A 21880-nucleotide genomic window follows, 5' to 3' on the forward strand; every position below is an offset into this window, starting at 1 on the left:
AAGTTTGGTTCGCAACCTTTTTGTTTAGTTACGTTGAAACGCTCCTACTAGATGCCGAGATTGCCCTCGAAGTTACCCTCTTCCAGACGCTTCTTAATCTGTGTTAAGAACCTGGCAGCGTCAGCGCCGTCGATTGTGCGGTGATCGTAAGACAGCGCGAGGTAGACGTATGAGCGCACTCCGATTGCATCACCCTCAGGGGTGCTGAATACGCCAGGCTCCTTGACAACTGCACCGGTGCCGAGAATTGCAGACTGCGGCAGGAACACTAGCGGTGTATCGAACAGCGCACCGCGTGAGCCAGTGTTGGTGAGGGTGAATGTGCCGCCCGACAGCTCGTCTGGTTTGATCTTGTTGTCGCGGGTGCGAGCAGCGAGATCTGCAACACTGTTGGCAAGCTCAGCAATATTCTTGCCGGCTGCGTCTTTAATAACAGGGGTGAGCAGCCCACGTTCTGTATCAACTGCGATGCTCAAGTTTTCCTGAGCTGGGTAAACGATGTTCTCACCGTCAACGTAAGAGTTGATAATTGGGTAGGTCTGCAGCGCCTCAACCGCGGCTAACGCAAAGAAAGGCAAGAATGACAGTTTGTTGCCGGTCTTCTGCAGGAACTCATCTTTCTTTGCGTTGCGTAGGTTTGCCACCTTGGTGACGTCAACCTTAACAACTGTTGTCAGCTGTGCTGTCTGCTGCAGCGACTCAACCGCACGTGAGGCTACAACCTTGCGCAGGCGGCTCATTGCCTGTGTGGTGCCGCGCAGCTCTGAAACCTCAAACTTCGCTGGTGCCGGTGTGCTTGTTGCTGCGTCGTTAGCGTTAGCGGTGTTTGCCGCAGCGTTTTTCACGTCTTCCTTGCGGATCCGACCACCGATACCGGTGCCTTTAACCTGTGAGAGGTCTACACCGAGCTGCTGTGCGAGCTTGCGCACAATAGGAGTGACGTAGCCGCCAACGGGAGTATCAGCTGGTGGGGTATCGAACCCTTGAGCTGGTGCTGCGGAAGCAGCAGTTGCTGCTTGCTTTTCAGCAGGTTCAGCAGCCGGTTTTGAAGTTTCTGCAGCTGCAGGCTCTGCTGCTTTTTCAGGTGCTTCTTCAGCAGGGGCAGATTCTGCAGCCGCTGTCTCTGCGGCGGTAGGCTCTTCTGCAGGCGCTGATTCCTCTGCAGCGGCAGCTCCTGAGCCGTCACCGACACGTGCAAGCACTGCGCCAACCTCAACGGTCTCATCTTCGGCGACGAGGATTTCTTCGATGACACCGGCGATAGGCGAAGGCACCTCGGTGTCTACCTTGTCTGTCGAGACCTCGAGCAGCGGCTCGTCAACCTCAACGCTGTCACCAACCTGTTTCAGCCACTGGGTGACTGTGCCCTCGGTTACGCTCTCACCGAGTGCGGGAAGAACAACTTCCTGACTCATCTCAAATTCTCCGTTCTTTAAAACTTTCTTCGCAGCTTAGATTGCGTGCAGTGGCTTGCCGGCGAGCTTAAGCATCGCCTCGCCAATGGTTTCATTTTGGGTTGGGTGACCGTGAATAAACGGTGCGACATCTTCTGGGTAGGCATCCCAGTTCACAATCAGCTGTGCCTCGCCGACGAGCTCACCTACACGGGCACCAATCATGTGCACGCCAAGCACCGGGCCGTCAACTTCGCGAACAACCTTAACTGAGCCGGCGGTGCCGAGAATTGAACTTTTCGCGTTACCCGCGAGATTGTATTCGTAGGCTGTCACCTTTTCTTTGCCAAGCTTTTCAACCGCTTTTGCTTCGGTGAGACCGACAGAGGCAATTTCTGGGTCGCAGTAGGTCACCTTCGGAATATTTACGTCTTCGACGATCTGTGGATTCAAGCCCGCGATTTCTTCGGCAACGAAAATGCCCTGCTGATAACCGCGGTGCGCAAGCTGCAGACCTGGCACGATATCGCCAACCGCCCACACGCCAGGCACGTTAGTCTGCAGGCGTTCATTCGTGGTTACAAAGCCGCGATCACGGTTTACGCCAACCTCATCGAGACCAATGTTGTCTGTTGCCGGTCCGCGACCAACCGCAACAAGGAGGTAATCGCCGGTGAGCGTGGTGCCGTTTTCGAGGGTTACTGTTACCTCATCTTCGGTCTGTGATACTGACTTGAATCGCACACCAAGCTGGTAACCGATACCGCGCTTCTTGAAAGCGCGTTCCAGCTGCTTAGAGATTGACTCTTCCTCGTTTGGCACCAGGTGCGGCAGGCCCTCAACAATGGTGACCTCCGCCCCGAACGAGCGCCAAACACTCGCAAACTCTACACCGATAACGCCACCGCCGAGAATGATCGCGCGCTCCGGTACTTCGTCAAGCTGTAGCGCCTGCTCACTGGTAATTACGCGACCTGCAATTTCAAGACCCGGCAGGGTGCGTGAGTATGAGCCTGTTGCGAGCACAACATTTTCACCAACAATCGATTCGCCGTTGACTGTAACGGTGTTTGGTGCGGTGAGCTTACCCTCGCCAGCAATCACAGTAACGCCAACAGCCTTCAGCAGACCCTGTAAGCCCTTGAACTTAGAATTCACAATTGCTTCGCGGTGGGCTGAAACAGCCTCGATATCGATACCGGTGAGCAAAGCCTGAATGCCATAGGTGTCTGCGCCGCGCACAACATCTACAATTTCAGCGGCGTGCAACAGTGCTTTTGTTGGAACGCAACCGCGATGCAAACAGGTGCCGCCAAGCTTATCTTTCTCGATCACGGCTGCGGTTTTGCCCAGCTGTGTCGCGCGAATTGCAGCCGCATAGCCTGCGCTGCCGCCACCAAGTACTACTAAGTCAAACTGCTGATCTGCCAACAGAATCTCCTCGTTGTTGCGAGTTTTCTCTTGTGGTCGTATGGTTACGACACTCCCTTAGTATCCTACTCCCTTTCAGCTACTGAATCCGTAGTGATACTCATAATTCTCCCAGCTCGGGTGCAGGCGCCAACTCAGGCGGGGGCGTATGATTGTTTGAATGAGTGAGTCACTTTTTCAGCTTCATCGCGAGAACCTTGCCGATGTTCCGCGCAACTTACCGCTGATTATTCTCACTCGCCCTGTGGCTGATGTGGGGCAGATCGTCGAAGGCTTGCAAACTTTCATGTTTAATGAGGCAATCGAGGAAACCCTAGTTTCGTTTAAAGCCGATCTATTGCTCGATTATCGCGCGCACCGCCCTGAGATGGGTTTTGAACGCGATCACTTCACTTCATATCAGCCAGAAGAGTTAACCCTGTCTCTGGGGTCTGATTCACTCGGCAATCAGTTTCTGCTGCTCGCAGGATTTGAGCCAGACTATCGGTGGGAGCGTTTTGCAGACAGCGTTTTGCTGTTGATCGCTGAGCTGCAGGTGAGCGTGACCTTTTGGGGTCAAGCGTTTCCGATGCCGGTGCCGCACACCAGGCCGATTGCAAAAACTATCAGTGGCACCCGTGAAGACGTCATCGCTGAGCTCACAGATTGGCAGCCGAGCAGTCGCATTGCTGCTTCAATTACGCAGATGCTCGAGTATCGGCTCACTTTGCTGGGTGAAGATGTTGTTGGCTGCACTCTCTTCTTACCCAACTACCTCGCTACGAACTATTACCCAACCGGAATGCTTGCGGCAATTTCTGTTATTTCACGCGTTACCGGTCTCGTTTTTTCAACTGAGAGGGTGATAGAAGAAGAAGCTCGCTTCGCCCATCAACTGGCAAATCAGCTGCAAGAAAACGAGGAATTTATTGAGTTGGTGGCAGCTCTCGAGGCGCGCTACGACAAATTTAAAGCCCGTGAGTCACGCACCGCAGATTTGCTCGGATCGCTTGACGATATGCCGTCTGCAGAAGAACTAGGCCATGAGTTTGAGCAGTTTCTAGCCCAGGGTGGCACATTAAAAAATCACTATCGTGCGGATCGTGCGTCTGGGCTAGACGGAATAAACCCCGGCGCAAAAGACGACCGGACAGATGGCGACGAGCGCGAAGAGCGGGATTAATCTTCATTACGAACCCAGTTTGACCTAAACCCTTATGACTCGTTAAAATAAGGTCAGTACCCCGTGGAAGTTCTGTTTTTTAAAGAAGAACTTGACACGGGTTTTACCAGGTTACGCGAAGATTCACAGGTGTAACAAAGTCGAGTAATGAAGGGTGTTGCGTGGCAACCTCAACCAAGAAGACCGTTGCAAAGAAAGCAGTTTCGGGCGACGATACACAAACTGAGCCTGGTGCTAAAAAGGCAACAGCTAAAAAGACCGCAGTTAAAAAGGCCGGCACAACAAAAACTGCGGCGGCAAAGAGCACTGCGAAAAAGACAGCTGCGGAGCAGGAAAGCACCGCTGTAACGAAGACAGCCGCTGCAAAGAAAACCACTGCCGCGAAAAAGACTACTGCAGCAAAGAAAACTACTACGGCAAAGAAAACTACCGCTGCCAAGGAAAGCACTGCTGCAAAGAAGACCACAACCCGGAAGAAAGCGGTTGCGGCACCAGCAGAGCCGGAAAGTGCAGTAGAAGAGATTGCAGAGGCTAAACCAGGGCGGCGCAAGACAAAAGCAGAAACGGATCTTGAAGAGCTACTCGAAGCTGCCGGTGGCGATTTTGATGAAACCGAAGACGACGTAGACGCAGACGAGAAGACGGATTCAGAACCGCTGGAGGCGCTCCCACAGGGGGCGATCGTGCTGAGCGGAAAAGAAGATGACGACGTGCCGCAGCGCAGCACTCAGATCGCTGGTGCAACCGCTGACCCGGTAAAGGACTACCTGAAACAGATCGGTAAGGTTGCGCTGCTCACAGCCGTTGAAGAGGTGGAGCTTGCAATGCGTATTGAAGCCGGTCTCTTCGCCGAAGATAAGCTTGCGACCACACCAGATCTGCCAAAAAAGCTTGCACGTGAATTACGCTGGGTGGCACGCGACGGGCGGCGAGCCAAAGCGCATTTGCTCGGCGCTAACCTCCGTCTCGTTGTGTCGCTAGCGAAGCGTTACACAGGTCGCGGTATGCAGTTCCTCGACCTCATTCAGGAGGGCAACCTGGGCCTGATTCGCGCTGTCGAAAAATTTGACTACACCAAGGGATTCAAGTTCTCAACCTATGCAACCTGGTGGATCCGACAGGCGATTACCCGTGCGATGGCCGACCAGGCGCGCACGATCCGCATTCCGGTGCACATGGTTGAGGTCATTAACAAACTCGCCAGAGTGCAGCGGCAGATGCTGCAGGATCTCGGCCGTGAGCCAACCCCAGAAGAGCTGGCACTTGAGCTTGATATGACACCTGAAAAGGTTGTCGAAGTGCAAAAATATGGCCGTGAGCCGATTTCACTGCACACCCCGCTCGGTGAAGACGGTGACTCTGAGTTTGGTGACCTCATCGAAGACACTGAAGCAGTTGTGCCGGCAGATGCTGTTGGTTACACCATGCTGCAGCAGCAGCTGACCCAGCTGCTTGACTCACTGTCAGAGCGTGAAGCCGGTGTTATCCGCATGCGTTTTGGCCTGGGTGACGGTCTGCCTAAGACACTCGATCAGATTGGTGAAGAGTTTGGCGTTACTCGTGAACGTATTCGCCAGATTGAGTCAAAGACTATGGCTAAACTGCGCCACCCATCCCGCTCGCAGCAGCTGCGTGACTACCTCGATTAGTAGATAAGAGGCGCCTTTGGCAAACCCCGACTACTCAGCTAAAAACCTTACAGTTCTTGAGGGGCTTGAGGCTGTCCGGAAGCGCCCCGGGATGTATATAGGCTCGAACGATTCACGCGGGCTGATGCACTGCCTGTGGGAAATCATTGATAACTCTGTCGATGAAGCGCTTGGTGGTTACGGCGACACGATTGATATTACGCTGAACGCAGACGGCAGTGTGCAGGTGGTCGACCACGGGCGTGGAGTGCCTGTAGACATTGAGCCAAAAAGCGGGCTTTCCGGTGTTGAGCTGGTGTTTACAAAGCTACACGCCGGCGGTAAATTTGGTGGATCCTCCTACGGTTCATCGGGTGGTCTGCACGGCGTTGGAGCTTCGGTTGTAAACGCACTTTCTGCTCGTCTCGACGTGGAAGTGGATCGTGCTGGCGCCACCTGGGGAATTTCATTTCGCCGCGGTGTGCCTGGTATTTTTGCTGGAGACGGGGTGGACGCACCTTTTACCCCCACAGCACCAGGGGAGGGGCTCACGAAATTAAAGCGTGTGGCGAAAGCTAAGACCGGAACCCGTGTGCGCTACTGGTCTGATCCACAATCATTTTTGCCAGATGCTGAGTTTGAGACCGCGGCCTTGCTTGCCAGAGCAAGGCAGACCGCCTTCTTGGTGCCCGGGCTTGCGCTTAATATTCACGATCTGCGCGGTGCTGAGCCAGCGGTGCACAGCTTTAAATTTGAAGGCGGGCTTTCTGAGTTTGTTGACTACCTTGCAAACGATGCGCCGGTTACAAACACCTGGCGCTTCCAGGGCAGCCACGACTTTACCGAAACCGTGCCGGTGCTCGACGAACAGAGCGGACGCCTCGAACAGGCTGAGGTGCAGCGCACCTGTGAGGTGGATATAGCGCTGCGCTGGGGCACCGGATACGACACTAAGGTGCAAAGCTTCGTAAATATTATTGCAACCCCCAAGGGCGGCACCCACGTCGCTGGTTTTGAAGCAGCTCTTCTGAAGGTTTTACGTAAACAAATCGAAGTAAACGCCCGCAAACTTAAGGCTGGCAGCGACCGCCCCGAAAAAGACGATGTGCTTGCCGGTCTCACGGCGGTGGTGACGGTGCGGCTGCCTGAGCCACAGTTTGAGGGGCAGACTAAAGAGGTGCTGGGCACATCAGCTGTGCGCAGCATCGTGTCCCGCACTGTCACAAATGCACTCAACGCACAGTTAGACTCAACCGCGAAAATTGATAAGCAGCAAAACACTATGCTGCTAGAAAAAGTTGTTGGCGAGATGAAATCGCGCATCGCCGCTCGCACCCAGCGCGATACCCAACGCCGTAAAAATGCGCTTGAGAATTCCTCACTGCCCGCAAAACTCGTTGATTGTCGCTCAAATGACGTCGCAAACTCAGAACTGTTTATTGTCGAGGGTGACTCTGCGTTAGGCACTGCAAAGCTTGCACGCGATAGTGAATATCAAGCTTTGCTTCCGATCCGCGGCAAAATCCTAAACGTCCAGCGCGCAAGCCTGGCCGATATGCTCGCAAATGCTGAGTGCGCAAATATTATTCAGGTTGTTGGCGGCGGATCCGGCAGATCCTTCGATCTCGAACAGGTGCGATACGGCAAAGTTGTGCTGATGACAGACGCTGACGTCGATGGTGCACACATTCGCACGCTGCTTTTGACACTCTTTTTCCGCTATATGCGCCCAATGATCGAAGAAGGGCGTGTTTATGCGGCTGTGTCACCACTGCATCGTGTTGTTGTAATCAATAACGGCGCCAAGAAGAACGAGACGATATACACATATTCAGAAGCAGAGCTTACAGCCTTACTGAAAAAACTTAAACGCGCTAATAAACGCTATAAGGAACCGATTCAGCGTTATAAAGGTCTCGGTGAGATGGACGCAAAACAGCTCGAAGAAACCACAATGGACCGTGGTGCAAGACTGCTCAGGCGCATTACCGTGACAGATGCCGAAGCAGCAGAGCGCGTTTTTTCCCTGCTCATGGGCACAGATGTTGCTCCCCGCAAAGAGTTTATCGTTGCCGGCAGCGCCGCGATTGACGCCGATAGTATTGACGCTTAACTAGCCGATAGCGTTGCCAAACAGCTCAAACGGCTGCTGGGTCTGAACTCCGGTTGCATCTCGCTTGCTGTGCTCCTGCGGCAGATTGCGCAGGCTGCCATCACGACCGATAGCTCGCGGAGAGAGGCCAACCCACGCGGCAGCCAAACTGTTTTCACCGCGTATAAATTTGTGTGCTCTGACACCGCCGGTTGCGCGCCCCTTGCCGGGGAAGTCATTAAGTTTTGAAACTTTCACACTGCCAACTGAACCGTCGGAGAAGAGCGCATCCGCATCTGCTTCACCCACCGCATAAGTGCAGACGAGGTTTTCGGATGCAGGATTAATAACGTTAAAAGATGTCACCGTCGCACCCTGACTGAGCTTGATACCGGCCATGCCGCCCGCGCCACGACCTTGGGGGCGCACTGCGGCGGCGCTGAAGCGCAACAGCTGGGCGTCGCTGCTAATAAACACCAGTTCGGCATCATCGTCGGCATAGCCAGCGCCGATAATTTCATCTTTTGGCTTTAACGCAATGATTTCAAAGCCGTCACCCTTTGGCCAATCGCCGGGGGCTAGACGTTTCACAACACCGCGAGATGTTCCGATGGCGAATGGTGTTTCTAATTTTTCGTGCAGCAGTGCGACGATGCGCTCATTTTTCGCTAGCATCTCCAGATACTGCGAGGCCCGCGCACCGGCAGCCAGCTGCACCGAGTTCGGTGCGGCAGAGGGCAAATCAACGGGGCTAAAACGCAGCACACGACCGGTGTTGGTGAGTGCCGCAATCTCACCGCGCACAGTTGTGTCTATGCTGCTCAGAATCGCATCATGCTTTGTGCGCCGGGCCGGTGGCACGATCTCCACATTTGCGCTGCCTGCCGCAGCATCCACCCGCAGCAAACGACCGCTTGCCGAGAGCAGAACTTTGCACGGGTTATCTGCTATTTGCAGACTCATCTGCCCCTGACGTTTGCCGCTTGCTGCTGTTGCGGGTGCGGCGTTGAGCAGGGTGGTGCGACGATCATCCGCAAAGCGATCCGCCACATCTTGCAGTTCCTCGCTAACGCGGGCGCGCAGCAGCTGTTCGTCAGATAAGAGCCGCTGCAACTCAGCAATTGCCTGCTCTAGTTCTTGGCGCTCTGTTTCGAGCTCAATACGTGAGAATTTAGTGAGGCGACGCAATCGTAGCTCGAGGATATATTCGGCCTGGGCTAGCGACAGATCAAAAACCTCGATCAGACGCTGCCGGGCTTCTTCACCATCTTCGCTTGAGCGAATAATTGCTATCACATCGTCGATATCTGCGATTGCGATAAGCAGGCCCTCAACCAGGTGTAGGCGTTGTTGGCGCTTATCTAAGCGATATTCACTGCGGCGGCGCACTACTGTTATGCGATGCGCAATATAAACGCGTAATAGATCCAGCAACCCCAGTGTTTGTGGCTGCCCGTCAACCAAACAAACATTATTGATTGCGAATGTCTCTTCAAGCGGTGTTAGTCTGTAAAGCTGCTCAAGCACGGCCTCAGGGGAGAAGCCGGTCTTGATTGTGATAACAAGTTTTAAGCCGTTTTTACGGTCGGTAAAGTCGTTTAGCTCAGCAACGCCCTGAATCTTTTTCGCCTGCACGCCCTGCTTGATTTTTTCAATAACTTTTTCCGGGCCAACCTGATAGGGGAGCTCGTTGATTACAAGCGCTTTGCGGCGAGCTGTAACGTTTTCGACACTAGCGCGGGCGCGCACCTTCAGTGAGCCACGCCCTGTCTCGTAGGCTTCCCGAACGCCCTCAAGCCCCGCGAGCACACCCCCAGAGGGAAAGTCTGGGCCTGGAATATACGCCATTACCTCTGCCAGGGTGGCGTCCGGTTTCTCCATCAGGAAACGAGCACCCGCGATAACCTCACCAAGGTTGTGCGGAGCCATGTTCGTAGCCATACCCACTGCGATACCGCTAGCGCCGTTAACAAGCAGGTTTGGGAAAGCGCTTGGCAGCACAACCGGCTGCTGATGTGAGTTGTCGTAGTTTGGGCCGAAGTCGACGACATCTTCATCAAGGTCGCGGATCATCTCAAGTGCAGCAGCAGCCAGACGCGCCTCGGTGTAGCGGGAAGCAGCAGGGCCGTCATCTAAGGAGCCGAAGTTGCCGTGCCCGTCAACAAGCGGCACGCGCACAGAAAAAGGTTGCGCAAGGCGCACCAGTGCTTCATAAATAGGGCTATCACCGTGGGGGTGCAGTTTTCCCATCACTTCACCGACAACACGCGCGCTTTTTACATGCCCGCGATCTGGGCGCAAACCCATTTCGCCCATCATATATAGGATGCGGCGCTGCACAGGCTTCAGACCGTCTCGAGCATCAGGCAGAGCGCGTGAATAGATCACCGAGTAGGCGTATTCAAGAAAGGAGCTTTCCATTTCTTGCGACACATCAATGTGCTCGATGCGCTCGACAATCTCGTTCGTGCTTGCAGTCACAGCTCGGCCAACCTTCCACCCGCACCCGTGTGCGGAGATTAGTATTGAAAATATGTTACCGAGTGGGGGAGATTACGGCGCGAGGCTAGCCGCGCTGCTGCCAACAATCTCTGCCGCGCTAAAGGCCGGTAAAGTGTCGGGCGCACTGTTTGTTGTTGTTGATGGGCTCGGCTGGGCCAACCTGCGCAGCCGAGCTGCAACGGTATCTGGATTGGTGCCCGCCGCCTGTGCGCAGAATCTGCACGATCTGACCGCTAAACGCATAGAAACAGTAGCTCCGAGCACAACCGCCGCCGCACTCACATCTATCACAACGGGAAAGCTGCCCGGTGAGCACGGCCTTCTCGGATATCGCATGCTTGATCCGGATACGCGCCAGATTAAAACAACTCTTTCTGACTGGCAGCACGTCACCAATTTTAGAGACTGGCAACGCTCCCAAACCGTTTTTGATCAGCTGTCTGCGGCGGGGATTGTCGCTCGAGTATACGGTCGAAAAGCGCACGCACACTCCGATTTCACGCAGGCTGTTCTGACGGGTGCCGAGTATGTTGCGACTGCAACAATCGAGGATCGTCTCTTAGCCGCGCTGGCGCAGTTGCGTGACGTAGGCGGCTTAGCATACGTCTACATCGATGAGTTGGATAAGGCGGGGCATGAAGCAGGCTGGGGGACAGACCTCTGGTTGCACCGGCTGGGCCAGCTTGATACGGCGATCGGTGATGTTCTGGCAGGGCTGTCAAACAAGTATGGGTTTGCGCTGACAGCCGACCACGGCATGGTGAATATTCCAAAAACTGGGCAGCGGCAGATTGAAGAGTTGGGGTGTATCCCCGAGGGCACCCTGATTGGCGGCGAACCGCGTTTTCGGTCGCTGTATCTGCCCGATCCTGAACAGGCTGAGCACGTTGTGGCAGAGCTGAAAGCTGTAGAGGGTGGATCCTTGCTGGTTGGCACAAAAGCGCAGTGGTTGCATGCGGGTGTGTTTGGTGCGGTAGACCCAAAAAATGCCGATCGGATCGGTGATGTGCTTTTTAGTTCACGAAAGCGAGTGGCCTACTACACAGAAAATGAGAAACCTGAAGTGCGGCTGATGGTGGGGCAGCACGGTGGATTCGACGACGATGAACGCGGGGTGCCGTTGCTAACCGCAGGGGCATGGCGTGCGCGGTTTCCATTCGCGTAAAGATTTTAAGAGGGATCTTCTTCGCTGCGGGTGCCAAACAGGATTTCATCCCAAGAGGGGATGCCGAGTCTGCTCTTCTTCTTTTTTGCATCACCGTCGTTAGCCGCTGTGGCAGCAGCGTTTGGTGTGTCGGGCGAGGTTTTTTCTGTCGCGTCGTTGCCGTCACCAAAACCAGCTGGCTCCCAAGAGTCATCGAGATCAGCTTCGTTAATCAGCTCTGGTGTTGCGCTAGTGTTTGCAGTCTGCGGCTGCTGCTCTATAGAGCTTGGAGTTGCTTCCCAGTCGTGAGCTGTCTCAGAAACTGTTTCGCGCTGTTTCTTGCGTGCCTGTTCACGCTCTCCGCGCCGTTTACGCAGTGCTTCGAGCAGATCCTGTGTTTCGCCGAGATCGGGTGCTGCACCAGCCTGAAAGTCTGGCACATCTTCCTGCTGCGCAGTATCGCTTGCGATAGTTGCATCTGTGTGCTGGTCGGCAGGTTCTAGAGTTTCTTGTTTGGGCGCAGCAGTGTTTTGTGTTGTGCTTGTATCTACGGCGCGCAGTTTCGGGATGAGTCCCTCGGTGACACGCCCCTGCTTCGACAGATTGACAGCTTCTGGAGTGTCCGGGTGCAGTAGCTTACTGCGGTTATCGAAGGTCCACACCGCTCGCTGCTCACCCACACTAGCGGTAAAAGAAACCGCAACCAGCCAACCTTTTTCAGCATCCTTCCAGCTCTTCCAAACAATATTGCTGGCGTTCAGGCTTGCGAGCCGCTCATCAATAACCTCGCCAAACTGCTCGGTTGTATCGCCGGCTGCACCGGTGCGAACAGGAACCTCCCGAGCAACTGTGAGTATGTGACGCAACTCGTTTTCGACTGGCGGTGAAAATCGTTCAACATCGGTCAGCAGGAAACCGGTAATCTCTGACACTTCACTCGGGGTATGACCCTGCCGGATCAGCTTTTGGATTTGTGCTGGGTTTACCTTTGAAATGCCGCGCTGCTGCTGCACGATAACGCGCACCTCATTTAGAAGATCCTCATTTACCTGCAGCGTGAACTCGTCGCCCTGCTCATCAGTGAGCACAAGCTTGTCGTCTTCACGACGCTCATAGCGAAGTTCAGTCATCAGGTTTCCTCCTAAAAGAGATTGTAGTCCCCCTTAGAATGGCACGACACGCTGAAATTACTTGTATAGACGCGCATTTTTAGCCCAGTTTTCTGGGATGACGCGCCGTGTGTTTGTGTTTAGGCAAAATGTGAGACATAATATGCGGCTATATGGGTCAAATTTCACGACCACAACCGTTCAAACATTGAGGTGACACTTTGGCGACAGACTACGACGCACCGCGCAAATCAGCTGAGGACGAAAACGAGTCACTTGAGGCTCTAAAAGAGCGTCCTGAAGCTGGGGCGTCAACTATGAATGACGTTGATGCTGACAATCTCGGTTTCGAGATGACCGGTGGCGATGATATTTCAGACGTTGAGCTTGATGTTGTGGTGCTGCCGCAGCAAGATGATGAGTTTACCTGCACCAACTGCTTCCTTGTGCGCCATCGCTCACAGTTTGACCACGATGGTCAGTTTGGGCCGGTGTGCGCTGAATGCTCAGCCTAGCAGCTCACTCCTGCTGTTTCTAACAGCGTTACAGCAGCATTAGAGACAGCCTGGGTGGCTTAACCCTTTGCGCGGGCTTTTGCTGCCTCAAGTGCCTTCCGCAGCTCTTCTGGGGTGCGGGTTGTGACGATCCAAAATGGAGCTGGATCTGTCGGATCTGTGTTGTGCACCTTCACAGCCTGGTGGATCCACCCGCGGATCAGCAGATAAGCGCGAGCATCACCGTGTATGCCTATCGCCAGCGTCAGTTCGTCACTGTTGAGAGTTTCAACCTCGCCGATGAAGCGAGCTGGGATATTTGCCCTGCCAGCGATGAACTCCTCATCTTCGACTGCCACTCGTGGGCTGGTGAGAACTAGGAAAGCCACCACTAGAACATAAATAACCGGCCCCAACACCAAGCCGAGGGTGATGTTGAGCGGCATAAATAAGAGGCCAACCGCCGGCAGAATGAGCAGCAGAATGATGTAGAGCCACGGGGTCGGTAGCAAGCGTTCTTTGTAGTAGACAGTCACCATCTAATTATGGGTCCTGATTCTGAGAGCTGGTTTCAGGTCACGCCTGCCTAGAGGATGTTTAAGCGAACACAAAACTGTGGTCGCTAACATAAATACTGTGACTGACAAACTAGAGGTTCCATTTGTTGCTTCCGAGCCCCCGCGCTACGCACTGCCGGGGGACGCCGGTGCTGACCTACGCGCAAGCAGCGCAGTAACTATTGCGCCAGGGGAGAGGGCGCTAGTACCGACCGGTGTGCGAGTCGCGCTGCCAGACGGCTATGCGCTTTTCGTGATGCCGCGTTCAGGTCTCGCGGCAAAGCACGGGGTGACGGTTTTGAACGCCCCAGGAGTTGTTGACTCTGGGTATCGCGGTGAGATCTTTGTGCCGCTTATCAATCACGATCCGCGCACACCTTTTGAGATTGCGCCGGGCGATCGCATCGCACAAGCTGTGATTATGCCGGTCACACACGCAGAGTTTGTGCCGGTTGAGACGCTTGAAGAGAGTGCGCGTGGCGAGGGCGGGTTTGGATCAACCGGTGTGCGCGACGCAGTTTAATTAGGCGAATCTAGAGGGCAACTAGACTTAATGCAGTAGCGGATGTCCCGCTGATGGATACAATCGAGGCTTATTCAATGTTTGGTAAGAAACGTAAAACTCAGAAAAATGAAAAGATAGAGGCTGCGGTGGCCAAGGATGGTGACACTACGGTTGCTGACGCTGCTGTTGCCGATGCAGCTGTTGCCGAGGCTGCGCCGACTGATGTGCAGGGAGGTAAAGACGCCCCGGTTGATCGTGCCGTGAACGGCCCGTTTGATGTTACTGAGGTGCCGAGCATTCGCCCGTACATCGACATGGGCGGAATTAAGGTTGCTCCGCGCGAGGGGCTGAAGGTTCGTCTGGACGTTGATCAGGCTTCCAAGCGGATTGTTGCAATTTCGATGGACTACGCTGGTTCTACTATGCAGGTGCAGGCCTTTTCAGCGCCGAAAAGCACTGGCATCTGGTCTGAGGTGCGCGCTGAGATTAAACAGGGTTTGGAACAGCAGGGCGCAACAGTAATCGAACAGGTCGGCAGATTCGGTGGCGAGCTGATTATTAGTCCACGCCCGGATGCGCCTGAGAACGCCAAGCCAATTCGCTTCATTGGGGTTGACGGCCCACGCTGGATGCTGCGCGGCGTCATCGTCGGAGATGCCGCTGCCGGTGGGGAGGGCGTCGAGCAGATTGAAAGCGTGTTCCGTGAGCTTGTTGTGGTGCGTGGGCAAGCTCCCATGCCGCCGCGTGAGTTGCTGCCGTTGCGGGTGCCTGCTGGGGCAGCTCAGGAGCAAGCAACCCCAAATAGTGTCACCGGCAACATCGAAGCTTAGCGCGGGTTTAACTAGTGGCTTTTTTGGGGAAAAACGCTGGCGGCGGAATGGTGACCGCTGTGCGCCGTGCCGCCCGCGGAGAAGAAGCTACCGCCAACTCGGTTGTGACGAGCATGGGTGGTGTGCGCGGGCTTATTGAGAGCGCCGCGCCAGGAATTATTTTTCTAATTATTTTCACGCTGACTCAGAAGGCTGTTTGGGCGGCGCTTATTTCCCTTGCACTGTCATTCGCGCTTGTTTTAGTGCGGGCGTTCAGGCGTGAAAATCCGCTGCCCGCACTGTACGGTGCAGCAGCTGTTGGTATCTGCACACTGTTGGTGTTGTTCACCGGTAAAGGAACCACATACTACGTTCCGGGGTTCTGGATAAACACGCTGTGGGCGATAGTAATCATTGTGTCTCTGGCTGTTAGATGGCCGTTATTAGGAATTATCACCGGCGCTCTTACCGGCAGCCTGACTGCGTGGCGCGACTCGAAACCGCTGCGTCGCACCGCATGGGTGTTTACCTTTGCCTGGCTGGGGTTGTTCATTGCGCGTCTAGCGGTGCAGCTGCCGCTTTATTTTGCAGGTCATGTTGAGGCTCTGGGCGTCTCGCGCATAGTGATGGGGTTACCCCTCTACGGTTTGCTGCTGTTTCTTACTTGGCGCGGTTTTGCTGCGGCGTTTGCGGTAGAAAAGCAGCGCTCGAAAAAACTGATTATCGAATAGCCGGGGATCAGCGCGCGCGATTGCTTTAGCGGTGTTTTGCGCTGCGATCCGCAAGAAAATTATTAGCAAATTACGCCTTGCCTACATCTGATGAATAGGCTTTTGCGCCGCATAAACACGGCGATCTGAGGTGTATTCTGGGTGGTAAGAAGTGCTATAGAATTATCTTGACATCAAACTATTTGCGGCAGTGTCGCGGATTGGAGAAAACGTGAGCAACGTAAACAGCTTTAATGCAAAAGACACGCTCGCTGTCGGTGACAAGAGCTACGAAATCTACCGGCTTGACGCAGTTGAGGGTTACGAGAAGCTCCCATTTAGCTTGAAGGTTTTGCTTGAGAACTTGCTGCGCACAGAAGACGGCGCAAATATTACCGCCGATCACATTAAGGCGCTTGCTAACTGGGATCCCGCGGCGGAGCCAAACACTGAAATTCAGTTCACCCCCGCACGTGTGATCATGCAGGATTTCACCGGTGTTCCTTGTGTGGTAGACCTCGCAACTATGCGTGAAGCGGTTGCAGAGCTCGGCGGTGACCCAAAACGTATTAACCCGCTCGCACCCGCTGAGATGGTTATCGACCACTCAGTTCAGATCGATGTTTTCGGCTCTGAAAACGCAGTTGAGCGCAACATGGATATCGAATACCAGCGCAACGGTGAACGCTACCAGTTCTTGCGCTGGGGGCAGACCGCTTTTGACGACTTTAAGGTTGTGCCGCCTGGTATGGGCATTGTGCACCAGGTGAATATTGAGCATCTCGCCCGTATCACCATGACCCGCGAGGTTGATGGTGTGCTGCGCGCCTACCCAGACACCTGTGTTGGCACCGACTCACACACCACCATGGTGAACGGCCTTGGCGTGCTCGGCTGGGGTGTCGGTGGCATCGAGGCAGAGGCAGCGATGCTCGGTCAGCCTGTTTCAATGCTGATCCCACGTGTTGTTGGGTTTAAACTCTCGGGTAAAATCCCTGCCGGCGCAACCGCAACCGATGTTGTGCTCACCATCACCGAAATGCTGCGTAAACACGGGGTAGTTGGAAAATTCGTGGAGTTCTACGGCGAGGGCGTGTCTGCTGTGCCGCTTGCTAACCGTGCGACGATCGGTAACATGAGCCCGGAGTTTGGCTCAACCGCGGCAATCTTCCCGATTGACGACGTGACCCTCGATTACCTGCGCCTGACCGGTCGTTCAGAAGAGCAGATCGACCTCGTGCGCGAGTACACAAAACTGCAGGGGCTGTGGCACAACCCTGAGATTGAACCAGCATTCTCTGAGTATCTTGAACTCGATCTGTCGACCGTTGTGCCGTCAATCGCCGGCCCGAAACGCCCGCAGGATCGCATCGCGCTGACAGCCTCAAAGCAGCAGTTCCGTTCGGATCTAACAAACTATGTTGCAGATGATGTCGCCGTTGATGCTGAGCTCGGCCGGCAGAGCACACCGGTTCAGGTTAAGACCGAGGCCGGTGAGTTCACCCTTGACCACGGCGCGGTATCAATCGCTTCGATCACCTCTTGCACCAACACCTCAAACCCATCAGTTATGGTGGCAGCCGGTGTGCTGGCACGCAACGCTGTGCGCAAGGGCTTGACATCGAAACCGTGGGTGAAGACCTCACTCGCACCAGGCTCTAAGGTCGTTACCGACTACTACGAGAAGTCGGGTCTGCTGCAAGATCTTGAAGCAATTAACTTCTACGTTGTTGGTTACGGCTGCGCAACCTGCATCGGTAACTCTGGCCCGCTCGCAAGTGAAATCTCACAGGCGATCCAGGAAAACGATCTTTCAGTCACGGCTGTGCTGTCAGGAAACCGCAACTTTGAGGGTCGCATCAATCCAGATGTGAAGATGAACTACCTTGCATCACCGCCGCTCGTTATTGCTTACGCACTTGCCGGGTCAATGGATTTTGATTTTGAGACCCAGCCACTCGGTCAGGATGCAGACGGGCAGGATGTTTTCTTGCGGGATATCTGGCCAGACCCTGCAGAAGTGCAGCAGATCATTGATGAGTCGATCGACACAGAAATGTTCAACAGCAAGTACGACACCATTTTTGATGGTGACGAGCGTTGGCAGAACCTGGACACCCCGGTTGGCGACACCTTCGAGTGGGCGGAAGATTCAACCTACGTGCGCAAACCGCCTTATTTCGAGGGCATGGAGCTCACTCCAGCACCGGTAACCGACATTGACGGTGCCCGAGTGCTTTTGAAGCTGGGCGACTCGGTCACCACCGACCACATTTCCCCGGCCGGTTCATTCCGCGCTGACACCCCAGCTGGTCGCTACCTGACCGAGAACGGTGTTGCTCCGAAGGACTTCAACAGCTACGGGTCACGTCGTGGCAACCACGAGGTTATGATCCGCGGCACCTTCGCAAATATTCGTATTAAGAACCAGCTGCTCGACGGTGTTGAAGGTGGATTCACCCGCGACTTCACTAACGGCGGAGAGCAAGCAGCAGTTTATGACGCTGCGATGAACTACAAGGAAGCTGGCGTGCCGCTGGTTGTCCTTGGTGGTAAAGAGTACGGCTCCGGGTCTTCACGTGACTGGGCTGCAAAGGGCACCGCGCTGCTCGGTGTGCGTGCAGTGATCACTGAATCCTACGAGCGTATTCACCGCTCAAACTTGATCGGTATGGGTGTGTTACCGCTGCAATTCCCAGCCGGTCAGAACGCGGACTCTTTGGGTCTTGACGGCACTGAGGTGTTTAGCATTTCTGGTATCACCGAGCTTAATGAGGGGCGCACCCCAGAAACAGTTAAGGTTAAAGCGCAGCACGATGACGGCCGTGTCACTGAGTTTGACGCGGTGGTGCGTATCGACACCCCCGGTGAGGCTGACTACTACCGCAATGGTGGCATTCTGCAGTACGTATTGCGGTCACTCGTCTAAACACACCTAGGTACTGTCAGCTACTCATTTACTAGCGGGGGTAGGGGCTAAAAGCTTCTGCCCCCGCAGTTTTTCCCCACGTATTGAATAGGAATAATTTAGTGACTTACGCCGCAAAAGCAGTGAATCTCGTTAAAACTTATGGCAGCGGCGACACAGCTGTGCACGCCCTAGCTGGAGTTTCAGTCGAATTTAAGAAACAGCAGTTCACAGCGATCATGGGCCCCTCAGGCTCTGGAAAATCAACGCTCATGCACTGCATGGCCGGTCTCGACACTGCTACTGCGGGGGAGAGCTATATTGGTGAAACCGAAATCACCAAACTGAAAGATAAAGAGATAACCAACCTTCGCCGCGACCGGCTGGGCTTTATTTTTCAGTCTTTTAACCTTGTGCCAACTCTAACCGCGGCAGAAAACATAACTCTGCCGTTGGATATAGCTGGGCGCTCTGTTGATAAAGAGTGGTTTCAAGAGGTAACTAAGCGCCTCGGGCTGAGCTCTCGCCTTGGTCACCGGCCCAGTGAACTCTCCGGCGGTCAGCAGCAGCGTGTTGCCTGCGCCCGCGCCCTGGTTGCGAAACCAGAAATTATCTTCGGTGATGAACCAACAGGAAACCTAGACTCCAACAGCTCAAAAGAGGTGCTGCAGATTCTGCGCACCGCTGTTGATACTGACAAACAGACTGTGGTTATAGTCACTCACGATCCCAGAGCGGCGTCCTACGCTGACAGGGTGGTTTTTCTTGCAGACGGCAAGATTGTGACAGAGATTGAGAATCCCACAACCGATGAAATTTTGGCCACTATGACTGAGTTTGAAGGGCGCTAATGTCCGCAGCACTCAGAAAAGTATCAATCCGCAATCTGCTCGCGCACAAAGTGCGGTTGCTCTTAACCGTGCTCGCTGTTGTGCTCGGAACAGCGTTTGTTGCCGGCAGTTTTATATTCACTAACACCCTAAAGGGTGCATTTGACGAGATCGTCAGCTCCAATTTTGATGGTATCGACGCGGTCGTCTCAAGCAGCGACGCTGGCGTGCCGCTTGACGCTGCATGGCGAGAGAAGATAGCGGCAGATCCTGAAGTAAAACGCGCCGCGATTTTGAGCACCACTCCGGTAGTGATCGCCAATTCAGACCGTGAGCAGCTGCGCACTAGTGGAGCGCCCGTGCACGTCGCACCGTATTATGATGCGACAGATGCTGTGTCACACGTTGCCACGGTTGTTACAGGGGCAGCGCCGCACGGCACCCAAGAGGTTGCGGTGCATGAGGCTGATAGCGATCGTTTCAACATTAAAATCGGCGATGAACTGATTCTGATTGACTCAGATGCGCGACGAGACGTTACGGTGTCGGCTATCGTTACCACTGAGGTGCGCCCGGGTGGGGCATTCACCGTCTATATGGACGCCCCCGCATATATTGAGTCTTATCTGCCAAATGGCGTTGCCGGACAGCTCGGGGTGAGCGGCAAACACGCTGACTCTCTTGTTGAGCATCTAACTGAGACTTACCCACAGTTCACTGTGCGCTCTGGCGCAGACCTCGCCGCTGAAACAACAGACCGGGTCACCACAGCTTTAAGCTTTATAAACTACTTCCTGCTCGCATTTGGTCTAATCGCACTGTTTGTTGGCACCTTTATTATTGCCAATACTTTCGCTATGATCGTCGCCCAGCGACAGCGGGAGTTTGCGCTATTGCGCTCGATCGGCACCTCACAGCGGCAACTCACACGCGGTATCGTTTTTGAGGCAATTTTGGTGGGTGTGTTCGGATCGATCCTCGGTGTCGCTGCGGGGTTTGGGCTGGTCCGCCTGATTCTTGCCGGAATGGCGGCAGCCGGTATGGAACTGCCAAATACCGGCATGCAACTATCTGTTGAAACAGTTCTCGTGCCCCTTATCGTGGGCACGGTGGTAACCGTATTAAGCGCTTGGGCACCGGCACGCCGCGCAGGGCAGGTGCGTCCGGTTGCTGCGATGCGCCAGCAAGACGGGGGAGGCCTGAAGGCGCGCACAATTAGTGGCTTGATTGTGCTGCTGCTCGGTGTTGCAGCCGTTGTCGCGGGAGGCTGGTTGCTCGCAGAGCAGAGCACCGAGTCGCGTGCGAGTGTTGTCGCTGTTGGTGCTGTTTGCTTGATTACCGGTGTGGCACTGTTTTCACCAGCTATTGTGCGAGTTGTTGTGCCCGCTTTGGGCACATTTATCGGGCTGCCTTTCAGAGCGGTGGGTAAACTTGCCGCCACCAATTCACAGCGCAATCCGCGACGCACCGCTACAACAGCTTTTGCCCTTGCCCTGGGCATCGGACTTGTGACAGCGTTCAGTATGCTCGGCACGACAATGAAAGCATCACTAACTGATTTCACCGATAACGCCTTAAAAGCAGACCTGGTGGTGTCGGGGCCAACCGGCGGGGCAAACGGACAGTTTTCTGTGCCAGAGCAGGTTGTGGAAGCGCTTAGTGAACTTGATGAGGTAGAGACAGTAACCGCAATCGGCTTTGCGCCGCTGTCTCTTCTGGAAAATTCCGATGCTTCGGCAACAGAAACCGGGTTTGCTGCTGTTACGGTCGTTTCGGGAGACCCCACAGACGGGATCGAAATAGAATCTGTTGCCGGAGATGTGACCCTTAAGCAAAAGGGTGTGCTTGTTAGCCGCAAGTATGCTGCAAATCACAACCTCAGCGCGGGCGATACTGCAACGATAGGGTTTAACGGCCTTGCGCTAAAAACAGCGCAGATTGTGGGTGTATACGCTGAGAATGATCTGCTTGGCGACGTGGTTGTCAGCAGCTCTCTAGCAGCAGACGCGCTAGAGATGATGCAGACTGCGGGCGTGCCGAATGTGCCTAAGGTTTCGCTAGCATTTGTGCCGTTGCAAGCGGCTGACGGGGTGGATGTAAAACAGCTGAAACAGGCTGTTGAAAGCGTTATTGACGACTATATTGTGCTGTCGGCAAACACTAAGACCGAGTTTGCTGGAGCGCAGGCGGCGCTCATCGATCAGATGCTTAATGTGCTTTACGGGCTTTTGGCCTTGGCACTGATAGTGGCTGTGCTAGGTATTGTGAACACCCTCGCACTGAACGTGATCGAAAGGCGCCAGGAGATTGGCATGCTGCGCGCCGTTGGCACTCATCGCCGTCAGGTGCGCACCATGATTACTTTGGAAGCGGTGCAGATTGCAGTTTACGGTGCGCTGCTGGGTGTTGGGCTCGGGCTAACGCTTGGGTGGGCGTTTATTCGCACCCTCGACGAGCAGGGGCTCGGTGATCCGGTGATTAACTGGCAGCAACTAGGTTTGCTGGTACTCTTCTCGGCTGTCGTGGGTGTTATAGCCGCTGTGCTACCAGCACGTAATGCTGCACGCACGCCACCGCTTGAAGCGATCACAGACTAAATTTTCTT

At 54.6% G+C, this 21880-nt stretch carries 16 protein-coding genes; 11 read left to right on the forward strand and 5 right to left on the reverse strand.

Annotated elements, in window-relative coordinates; all coding sequences use genetic code 11:
• Positions 1-47: 47 nt before the first annotated feature.
• Complete coding sequence (sucB, locus tag HCQ99_RS00770) at positions 48-1415, reverse strand: 2-oxoglutarate dehydrogenase, E2 component, dihydrolipoamide succinyltransferase (protein ID WP_166984667.1); 1368 nt, start codon at positions 1413-1415, stop codon at positions 48-50.
• Between the two features lie 36 nt (positions 1416-1451).
• Positions 1452-2825, reverse strand: a complete 1374-nt coding sequence (gene lpdA, locus HCQ99_RS00775; protein ID WP_166984668.1) for a dihydrolipoyl dehydrogenase — start codon at positions 2823-2825, stop codon at positions 1452-1454.
• A 160-nt stretch (positions 2826-2985) separates the two neighbouring features.
• On the opposite strand from lpdA, the gene HCQ99_RS00780 reads away from it, so the two are divergent.
• The 3 genes from HCQ99_RS00780 to HCQ99_RS00790 all read left to right on the forward strand — a co-directional run bounded on the left by HCQ99_RS00780 (position 2986) and on the right by HCQ99_RS00790 (position 7728).
• Complete coding sequence (locus HCQ99_RS00780) at positions 2986-3987, forward strand: PAC2 family protein (RefSeq protein WP_166984669.1); 1002 nt, start codon at positions 2986-2988, stop codon at positions 3985-3987.
• A gap of 161 nt (positions 3988-4148) precedes the next feature.
• Complete coding sequence (locus HCQ99_RS00785) at positions 4149-5636, forward strand: RNA polymerase sigma factor (protein WP_166984670.1); 1488 nt, start codon at positions 4149-4151, stop codon at positions 5634-5636.
• Positions 5637-5652: 16 nt separating this feature from the next.
• Positions 5653-7728 (forward strand): DNA gyrase/topoisomerase IV subunit B, encoded by a 2076-nt coding sequence (locus tag HCQ99_RS00790; RefSeq protein WP_166984671.1) that lies wholly within the window; start codon positions 5653-5655, stop codon positions 7726-7728.
• Here HCQ99_RS00790 and HCQ99_RS00795 read toward each other — a convergent pair whose 3' ends face one another.
• On the reverse strand, positions 7729-10128 hold the full coding sequence (locus tag HCQ99_RS00795) for a DNA gyrase/topoisomerase IV subunit A (protein ID WP_166986387.1): 2400 nt from the start codon (positions 10126-10128) through the stop codon (positions 7729-7731).
• A 112-nt stretch (positions 10129-10240) separates the two neighbouring features.
• On the opposite strand from HCQ99_RS00795, the gene HCQ99_RS00800 reads away from it, so the two are divergent.
• Positions 10241-11374, forward strand: coding sequence for an alkaline phosphatase family protein (locus tag HCQ99_RS00800; RefSeq protein ID WP_166984672.1), 1134 nt, complete (start codon positions 10241-10243; stop codon positions 11372-11374).
• Positions 11375-11379: 5 nt separating this feature from the next.
• On the opposite strand, the gene sepH is transcribed toward HCQ99_RS00800, so the two are convergent.
• The gene (gene sepH, locus HCQ99_RS00805; RefSeq protein ID WP_166984673.1) at positions 11380-12483 is read right to left on the reverse strand and encodes a septation protein SepH; all 1104 of its coding nucleotides are present in this window, start codon (positions 12481-12483) and stop codon (positions 11380-11382) included.
• A 200-nt stretch (positions 12484-12683) separates the two neighbouring features.
• Between sepH and HCQ99_RS00810 the strand changes: the two genes are divergently transcribed.
• Entirely contained in the window at positions 12684-12977 is a 294-nt protein-coding gene (locus tag HCQ99_RS00810; protein WP_166984674.1) for a DUF4193 family protein, read from the forward strand.
• A gap of 59 nt (positions 12978-13036) precedes the next feature.
• Here the strand turns inward: HCQ99_RS00810 and HCQ99_RS00815 are convergent, their stop codons facing one another.
• Positions 13037-13492 carry a DUF3093 domain-containing protein gene (locus tag HCQ99_RS00815; RefSeq protein ID WP_243854754.1) on the reverse strand — a complete coding sequence of 152 codons (456 nt, stop codon included), beginning with the start codon at positions 13490-13492 and terminating at the stop codon, positions 13037-13039.
• A 100-nt stretch (positions 13493-13592) separates the two neighbouring features.
• Between HCQ99_RS00815 and dut the strand changes: the two genes are divergently transcribed.
• The 6 genes from dut to HCQ99_RS00845 all read left to right on the forward strand — a co-directional run bounded on the left by dut (position 13593) and on the right by HCQ99_RS00845 (position 21872).
• A complete protein-coding gene (gene dut, locus HCQ99_RS00820; RefSeq protein WP_166984676.1) occupies positions 13593-14036 on the forward strand; it encodes a dUTP diphosphatase in 444 nt (147 codons plus the stop codon).
• 77 nt (positions 14037-14113) lie between these two features.
• The gene (locus HCQ99_RS00825) at positions 14114-14848 is read left to right on the forward strand and encodes a DUF3710 domain-containing protein (RefSeq protein WP_166984677.1); all 735 of its coding nucleotides are present in this window, start codon (positions 14114-14116) and stop codon (positions 14846-14848) included.
• 14 nt (positions 14849-14862) lie between these two features.
• Positions 14863-15558, forward strand: coding sequence for a DUF3159 domain-containing protein (locus HCQ99_RS00830; protein ID WP_166984678.1), 696 nt, complete (start codon positions 14863-14865; stop codon positions 15556-15558).
• Between the two features lie 211 nt (positions 15559-15769).
• The gene (acnA, locus tag HCQ99_RS00835; protein WP_166984679.1) at positions 15770-18466 is read left to right on the forward strand and encodes an aconitate hydratase AcnA; all 2697 of its coding nucleotides are present in this window, start codon (positions 15770-15772) and stop codon (positions 18464-18466) included.
• A 101-nt stretch (positions 18467-18567) separates the two neighbouring features.
• Positions 18568-19296 (forward strand): ABC transporter ATP-binding protein, encoded by a 729-nt coding sequence (locus HCQ99_RS00840; RefSeq protein ID WP_243854755.1) that lies wholly within the window; start codon positions 18568-18570, stop codon positions 19294-19296.
• Positions 19296-21872: an ABC transporter permease gene (locus HCQ99_RS00845; RefSeq protein ID WP_166984680.1), complete on the forward strand. Its 2577-nt coding sequence runs from the start codon at positions 19296-19298 to the stop codon at positions 21870-21872. The genes HCQ99_RS00840 and HCQ99_RS00845 overlap by 1 nt, the downstream gene beginning before the upstream one ends.
• Positions 21873-21880: the final 8 nt, after the last annotated feature.

Origin of the sequence: Canibacter zhoujuaniae (assembly GCF_011752015.1) — a bacterium.
GTDB lineage: Bacteria > Actinomycetota > Actinomycetes > Actinomycetales > Microbacteriaceae > Canibacter > Canibacter zhoujuaniae.